This window comes from Pseudarthrobacter sp. rb (assembly GCF_056389225.1).
Genome location: NZ_JBWJAR010000027.1, coordinates 1 through 7,883, shown reverse-complemented (window position 1 = coordinate 7,883; position 7,883 = coordinate 1). Strand labels below are relative to the sequence as shown.

Annotated in this window: 5 protein-coding genes and 1 riboswitch; of the genes, 4 read left to right on the top strand and 1 reads right to left on the bottom strand. The window is 67.0% G+C overall.

Translation table 11 applies throughout. The features are described from left to right. Window positions 1-92: 92 nt before the first annotated feature. Window positions 93-1,649: an MFS transporter gene (locus ACWRN3_RS21445; protein WP_476741859.1), complete on the bottom strand. Its 1,557-nt coding sequence runs from the start codon at window positions 1,647-1,649 to the stop codon at window positions 93-95. 83 nt (window positions 1,650-1,732) lie between these two features. Here ACWRN3_RS21445 and ACWRN3_RS21440 point away from each other — a divergent pair, with 83 nt between their 5' ends. From ACWRN3_RS21440 to ACWRN3_RS21425, 4 genes are all read left to right on the top strand, one after another. Continuing rightward, window positions 1,733-2,269 carry a TetR/AcrR family transcriptional regulator gene (locus tag ACWRN3_RS21440; protein ID WP_255174492.1) on the top strand — a complete coding sequence of 179 codons (537 nt, stop codon included), beginning with the start codon at window positions 1,733-1,735 and terminating at the stop codon, window positions 2,267-2,269. 92 nt (window positions 2,270-2,361) lie between these two features. Then, window positions 2,362-2,459, top strand: a riboswitch (glycine riboswitch). Between the two features lie 192 nt (window positions 2,460-2,651). Then, window positions 2,652-5,498 (top strand): aminomethyl-transferring glycine dehydrogenase, encoded by a 2,847-nt coding sequence (gene gcvP, locus ACWRN3_RS21435; protein ID WP_476741858.1) that lies wholly within the window; start codon window positions 2,652-2,654, stop codon window positions 5,496-5,498. A gap of 12 nt (window positions 5,499-5,510) precedes the next feature. After that, complete coding sequence (gcvT, locus tag ACWRN3_RS21430) at window positions 5,511-6,659, top strand: glycine cleavage system aminomethyltransferase GcvT (protein WP_476741857.1); 1,149 nt, start codon at window positions 5,511-5,513, stop codon at window positions 6,657-6,659. A 512-nt stretch (window positions 6,660-7,171) separates the two neighbouring features. Next, window positions 7,172-7,883: serine dehydratase beta chain (locus tag ACWRN3_RS21425; RefSeq protein WP_476741856.1), on the top strand; the 712-nt coding region annotated here is incomplete at its 3' end.

Below are 7,883 nucleotides of genomic sequence, written 5' to 3'. Positions count from 1 at the left end.
AAGTCGCGCACACCCCGCCGGGCGTCGGGCGCCGGGGTGGCCCCGGCGCAGGACGCCTTCCTTTTACCCCGGACAGCACTGCCGTTGTACTGCTAGGCCGCTTTGGGCACTTTCCGGAGCACGACGGCGGCGAGCACTGCCGCCGCCGCCATCAGTACCAGTCCGATTGCCGCCGTGATGTGCACGCCGGAATCGAACGCCGCGGCCGCGGCATCCCGAACTGCCCCCGCGACTGATTCCGGCAACAGGCCGGCCGCCTCCACCGCGCCGGCCAACGTCTCCCCGGCGTTGTGCAGTGAGGCTCCGGGCAGCATGGCCTCGAGCCCCGCCGGCAGCCGGAGGTTCTGCTGGTAGGACGCGGTCAGGATGGAGCCCAGCACCGCAGTTCCCAGCAGTGAGCCCACCTCGTAGCCCGTCTCGGAAATCGCCGCCGCGGCGCCTGATTTCGCCGGCGGGGCCGAGCCGAGGATGAGGTCGTTCGAGATGGTTTCCGCCGTGCCGACGCCCAGCGCCAGGACCAGCAGCGCTGCCAGCAGCAGGGAAGGCCCGCCGTCATGGTTTCCGAAGGCCACCATGCTGTAGCCGACGGCGCTGAAGGACAGGCCCGCGGCCACTACGTACCCTGGCCGGACTTTCCGGACCAACGGGACTACCACCAGGCCTGCCGCCACGGTGGCTGCCAGGGCCGGGAGCATGGCAATGCCCGCCGCGGACGGCGTCATCCCCTCCAGGAGTTGGAGGTGCTGGGCAAGGAAAAGGATGAACCCGTTGAAGGAAAACAGGGCCAGGATGTTGGCGCTGATGGCCATGCTGAACACCCTGTTCCGGAACAGCGACATGTCCAGCAGTGGATGCTGCAGGCGGTGCTGGCGGCGCACGAACACGATCCCCATGGCCACGCCAAAGGCGATGCTGCCCAGCCCTGCCATGCCCGGGCCTTCGGTGGCTACTGACTTGATGCCGTAGACCACGGGCACCATGACCAGCATGGAGAGCAGGACGCTTGGGATATCCACCCTGCCCGGCGCGGGATCCCTGGATTCCGGGATGAGGACAGGCCCCAGCGCCAGCAGGGGCAGCATGAGTGGCACGGCCACCAGGAAGACGGCGCCCCACCAGAAGTGCTCCACCAGCCATCCACCGAGAATTGGGCCCAGGGCGGCGCCGCCGGAGAATCCGGCCGCCCAGATGGCCACCGCAAGCCGCCGGCGGTTGGGCTCCGGGAATATGTTGCGGATCAGCGACAGGGTGGACGGCATCAGCATGGCGCCGAAGAACCCGAGCGCCGCACGGCCGGCGATCAGCCACTCCGGGGTGGGGGCGAAGGCCGTGGCGGCGGACAGCGCGGCGAAGCCCAGGCTGCCGATGACCAGCAGCCGCCGCCGCCCAATGCGGTCGCCGAGGCTTCCCATTGATACCAGCAGCCCGGCCAGGACCAGGGGGTAGGCGTCCACGATCCACAGCAGCTGCAGGCCGGTTGGTTCCAGGGCGCGTGCGATGGCGGGCAGGGCAAAGGTCAGGGCGGTGTTGTCCACTGCCACCAGCAGCACGGGAAACATCAGCAGCCCCAGCGCAAGCCAATCCCGCCACGGGGGCCGCGCGGCGGTGCTGTCCCTTTGGGTGGGAGCCGGACTGAGGGAAGTCGTCATGCAATAACTGTACCGTCTGGACGGTATAGTTTCGAAGCGGGTGCATTCCTTCTTCCCTGCCGGTGGAGGGCATGATGGAAGGCATGCCCCGAAAGCCTGTAGCCCGTGATGCGGTCCTTGACGCCTTCGAGTCCCTGCTGATCGAAGTGGGGGAGCGTGCTGCAACCCTCGACGCCGTAGCCCGGAAGGCCGGGGTGTCCAAAGGTGGCCTCCTCTACCACTTTCCCAACAAGGAAGCGCTCATCGCCGTGCTGCTTGACCGCCTGGAGGGGCTGGCCAAGGCGGACGCCGACGCGATGGCTTCGGCCGGCGAAGGTGCCGCCGCGTATTTCATCCGCTCCTCCGTCTGGGCGGATACTCCGCTGGACCGGGTCATCGTGGCTGCCACGCGGCTTGCGGAGGTGGCGCATGAAGAGACGCGCCGCCGGTTCGCTGCCATCCAGCAGCGGTGGCTGGACGAGATCGCAGCAGATGTGGGGCCCGGCCTGGCCAAGGCTGTCCTGTATATGGGTGACGGTTTGTACTTCAATGCCATGCTTTCCGTGGGCCCTGCGCCGGAAGGCGGAGCGGCCGCTGATGTGGAGGAACTCCTGGCCGCCTTGGAACGGCTCCGCAGGTAGTTTTCCATTTGCCGGGAGGGCTCGTGGCGTAGGACAATGGAGAGTTGTGAGGGCTGTCACCGGCCGTCATGATCCAACAAATGAATAGCCTTTGATCTGCGGCGGGAGAGTTCTGCCGGAAGTACAGGCAGGCGCCGTAGGAGCAAATCCTCCCCAGGAATCTCGCAGGCCCCTGTACCGCCGCGGCGAGGCACCTCTGGAAAGCAGCAGGCAGTTGTCCGGCCTCCCTTGGGGGAAGCGAAACGGCTGTTGTGCTCACCGACGGTGCAAGCGGGTCCTGCCCAGGCAGGGAACGCGGAAACTCTCAGGTCCAATACAGAGCGGGGAGGGACCCGAATAGCTGTGGCGTACCCTGCGCCGCCTGAATAAATGGAGTTCCTTCGTGTCGGTTACCCCAGCCTCCACCACCTTCGTCGACCGCCACATTGGCGCACGCCGCCAGGACGACGTCGACACCATGCTCAAAGCCGTGGGTTACGGCACGGTCGATTCACTGGTGGACACCGCCGTACCCAAGGTCATCCGCCAGGAAACCGCCCTCCGCCTGCAGGATGCCCTCAGTGAAGTTGAGGTGCTCGCGGAACTACGCAGGCTCGCCGCCAAGAACAAGACGGCCGTGCAACTGATTGGCCAGGGCTACTACGACACCATCACCCCTGCCGTGATCCGCCGGAACATCCTCGAGGCCCCGGCCTGGTACACCGCCTACACCCCGTACCAGCCTGAGATCTCCCAGGGCCGGCTCGAAGCACTCCTGAACTTCCAGACCATGGTCCAGGACCTGGTGGGCCTGCCCATCGCCAACGCCTCCCTCCTCGATGAAGCCACCGCCGTGGCCGAGGCCGTGCTGCTCATGCGCCGCTCCAACAAGACCAAGCCTGCAGCGGACGGCAAGACTGTCCTGGACATCGACGTGCTGCCGCAGACCATCGCCATCGTCAAGGGCCGCGCCGAGGCGCTCGGGTTCGAAGTTGAGGTCGCCGACCTGTCCAAGGGGCTGCCCGACGGCGACATCAACGGCATCGTGCTCCAGCAGCCCGGCGCCTCCGGCCGGGTCTGGGACCAGTCCGCCTCTATTGCGGCGGCGAAGGACCGCGGCGCACTGGTCACCGTGGCCGCTGACCTGCTGGCACTGACTCTGATCACCCCTCCGGGCGAGCAGGGCGCCGACATCGCCGTCGGCTCCACCCAGCGTTTCGGTGTCCCGCTGTTCTTCGGCGGCCCGCACGCTGCGTACATGGCTGTCCGCAAGGGCCTGGAGCGTTCACTGCCCGGCCGCCTGGTGGGCGTGTCCAAGGATGACGCAGGGGTGCCCGCGTACCGCCTGGCGCTGCAGACCCGCGAGCAGCACATCCGCCGCGAGAAGGCCACGTCCAACATCTGCACCGCGCAGGCCCTTCTGGCCATCGTCTCCTCCATGTACGCCGTCTACCACGGCCCCGACGGACTGAAGGCGATTGCGGAAACGACTCACGGCCACGCCCGGGTGCTGGCGGCCTCGCTGGCAGCTGCCGGTGTGGAGGTGCTCCACACGAGCTTCTTCGACACCCTTACCGTCCGCGTCCCCGGACGCGCTGCCGCGCTTGTCGCCGATGCCGAAGCGCGCGGAATCAACCTGCGTCCCGTCGACGCCGATACCGTGGGCATCTCGCTCGATGAAACCACGACGGCGGCCATCGTCGCCGACGTCGCGGACGTCTTTGGCGCCTCCGTTGCCGCGGCTGAAGGCTTCGGACTGGAGGCCGCCGTCGGACGTTCCTCCGACTACCTGCAGCACCCGGTGTTCAACACGCACCGGTCCGAAACCCAGCTCCTGCGCTACATCCGGAAGCTGTCGGACCGGGACCTTGCGCTGGACCGCACCATGATCCCGCTGGGCTCGTGCACCATGAAGCTGAATGCCACCGCCGAGATGGAAGCCATCTCCTGGCCGGAATTCGCCTCCATCCACCCCTTCGCCCCGGACTCCCAGACCGAAGGCTGGCGTGAACTCATCGCCGACCTCGAAGCCGACCTGACCGCCATCACCGGCTACGACCAGGTGTCCATCCAGCCCAACGCCGGCTCCCAGGGCGAACTGGCCGGGCTGTTGGCGATCCGCGGCTACCACCGCGCCAACGGCGATACCCAGCGCAACGTCTGCCTCATCCCCGCTTCCGCCCACGGCACCAATGCCGCTTCCGCCGTCCTGGCCGGCATGAAGGTCGTCGTCGTGGCCACGGCCGCTGACGGCACGATTGACCACGACGACCTGACGGCCAAGATCGAGGCCAACAAGGACGTCCTGTCCTGCATCATGATCACCTACCCCTCCACCCATGGGGTCTATGACGGGGACGTCCGCGACGTCTGCGACGCGGTCCACGCGGCCGGCGGCCAGGTGTACATCGACGGCGCCAACCTGAACGCCCTGGTGGGCCTGGCCCAGCCCGGCAAGTTCGGCGGCGACGTCTCCCACCTGAACCTGCACAAGACCTTCTGCATCCCCCACGGCGGCGGCGGACCCGGCGTCGGACCCGTGGCAGCCAAGGCACACCTGGCACCGTTCATGCCCGGCGACGCCAACAAGGCAACGCATGAGGAAGGCCACGGGGTGGCGATCTCAGCTTCCCGCTTCGGTTCGGCCGGTGTCCTGCCGATCTCCTGGGCGTACGTGAAGCTGATGGGCGGGGAAGGGCTCACCGAGGCCACCAAGTCCGCGCTGCTCGCTGCCAATTACATCGCTGCCCGGCTGAACGAGTACTTCCCGGTGCTCTACACCGGCGAAGGCGGCCTCGTGGCGCACGAATGCATCCTGGACCTGCGCGACCTGACCGCCAAGACAGGCGTCACGGCCGAGGACGTGGCCAAGCGCCTCATCGACTTCGGCTTCCACGCCCCCACCCTGGCGTTCCCGGTGGCAGGCACCCTGATGGTGGAGCCCACCGAGTCCGAGGACCTGGCCGAAATAGACCGCTTCATCGAGGCCATGATCACCATCCGCAAGGAAATCGACCAGGTGGCCAACGGCGACTTTGCCGTGGCGGACTCACCCCTGCGCCGCGCACCCCACACGGCAGCCGCCGTCGTCAGCTCCGACTGGGACCGTGCCTACCCGCGCGAGCAGGCCGCGTTCCCTGCCCACCACAAGCAGGACAAGTACTTCCCGCCGGTGGGCCGGATCGACGGCGCCGCCGGAGACCGGAACCTCATCTGCTCCTGCCCGCCGCTCGAAGAGTTCGAAAACTAAAGGACCGGCACCGTGACCGAGAAATACACCGCCCTTTACGACGAACACAAAAAGCTTGGCGCCTCCTTCACCGACTTCGGCGGGTGGCAGATGCCATTGAAGTACACCTCCGAACTGGCTGAACACCACGCCGTGCGCAAAGCCGCCGGTCTGTTCGACCTCTCCCACATGGGCGAAGTCTGGGTCACCGGACCCCAGGCTGCCGCTTTCCTGGACTACGCCCTGGTGGGCAAGTTGTCCGCCATGGCCGTGGGCAAGGCCAAGTACTCGCTGATCTGCAGTGAGGACGGCGGCATCATCGACGACCTCATCACCTACCGCCGTCCCGCTGCTGAAGACGGCACGGACGTCTTCCTGGTGGTGCCCAATGCGGGCAACGCCGCGGTGGTGGCGGCAGCCCTGCAGGAACGGGCCGCTGGGTTTGATGTGCTGGTGGAGGACGCCTCGGCCCGCACATCGCTGATCGCAGTGCAGGGCCCCAAGGCCCAGGAACTCCTGTTGCGCCTGGTCCCGGCCGCACAGCACTCCCTGGTGACGGAGCTGAAGTACTACGCCGCCGTGGAGGTTCCGTTCCTGGTGGGCGGCGCCGGCAAGGAACTCCTGCTCGCACGCACCGGGTATACCGGTGAGGACGGGTTCGAGATCTTCGTGGACAACGCGGACGCCCCGGCACTGTGGCAGGCACTGGTCGCCATCGCCGGCGACGGGGAACTGACCCCCGCGGGGCTCGCCTCCCGCGACTCCCTCCGCCTGGAAGCGGGAATGCCACTGTACGGCAACGAACTGTCGCTTCAGGGTGACCCGTTCGCTGCAGGCCTGGGCCCCGTCGTCGCGCTCTCCAAGGACGGCGACTTCGTTGGCAAGGCTGCGCTGGCAGCAAAGAAGGAAGCCGGCGCCGGCAGCACCTCCGGCCGCCGCCTCGTGGGGCTCAAAGGCCAGGGCCGACGCGCCGGACGGGCACACTACCCCGTGCTCAAGGACGGCGCCACGGTCGGTGAGGTCACCTCCGGCCAGCCATCGCCCACCCTCGGCTACCCGATCGCCATGGCCTACGTCGACGTCGAGTACTCGGCACCCGGCACAGCCCTGGACATCGATCTCCGCGGCAAGGCAGAACCCTTCGAAGTCGTCGACCTCCCGTTCTACCGCCGGGCGAAATAACCCTTCGGTGCCTCGCCGTGGTCACATTCGCCCGTCGGGTCCTTGGTCACCCGCGGGACCGGCAGACCGGACATTTTCACGCGTGCTGCTCCTTCGTCGCTTTGACGCACGCTTTCGAAAAGTCCGGCTCCGCCGGCCCCTTGTGGGCTTGTCGCCGTGGGTGCAGGGGGCAGGGGCATACAGGAAGTGGGGGGATGCGGACTACGTGCGTGTTTCCTGGTCCCGTCCTGACGCCTCCGTGTGCGTTGCATGCTTGCCCTGTCGCCTTGGTGACGGTTGCTCGCGACTGGGCGGATTCCGGAGACGTGCGTCTAAGGGAGCGTCACGTCCGCTTAGCGGGCGTCTTCGCGACCGAGCACGCGGAGGAATTCGGTCAGGCGCGCACCCAACCCGGCCACTGCGTCACGTCCGCTTAGCGGGCGTCTTCGCGACCGATCACGCAGAGGATGTCCTGCCCACTCCACCCCAGCCACTTAGAGTGACTCGAATCAGATTTTTAGTTAGGAATTGTCATGGCAGTCGGCGTATTCGACCTTTTTTCTATCGGTATTGGCCCTTCGTCTTCTCATACTGTGGGGCCGATGCGGGCTGCTGCTGTGTTTGCTGAGGAGTTGAAGGCCTCGGGGAAGCTCGCGGACGTGGCGTCGTTGCGGGTGGATTTGTATGGGTCGTTGGCGGCGACGGGGCATGGTCACGGGACGATGACCGCAATCCTGTTGGGGTTGGAGGGGTTCCATCCGGAGTTGATCCTGCCCGAGCAGGTGGAGGAGCGGCTGGCCTCGATCGCGGAGACCGGGATCCTGAACTTGGCCGGTTCGGTGGCGTTGCCGTACGGGGTGGGCGACATGGTGTTGCGGCCGTTGACGGTGTTGCCGCGGCACACGAACGGGATGACGTTCACGGTCGCGGACGCTGCCGGGGATGTGGTGCATGCGGCGACGTTCTTCTCGGTCGGTGGCGGGTTCATTGTCCGGGAGGGCGAGGAGGACGCGGCGCAGCAGGAGCTGGACGCGTCCAAGGAAGAGTTGCCGCTGCCGTTCCGGACCGCGGCGGAACTGCTGGAGCACTGCGCGGTGACCGGGCTGGGCATCGCGGATGTGATGTTCGTGAACGAGAAGGCCTCCCGGTCCGAGGAGGAGATCCGGGCCGGGCTGCTGCATATCTGGTCGGTGATGGAGAACTGCGTGCAGACCTCGCTCAAGCGTGAAGGGGTGCTGCCGGGCG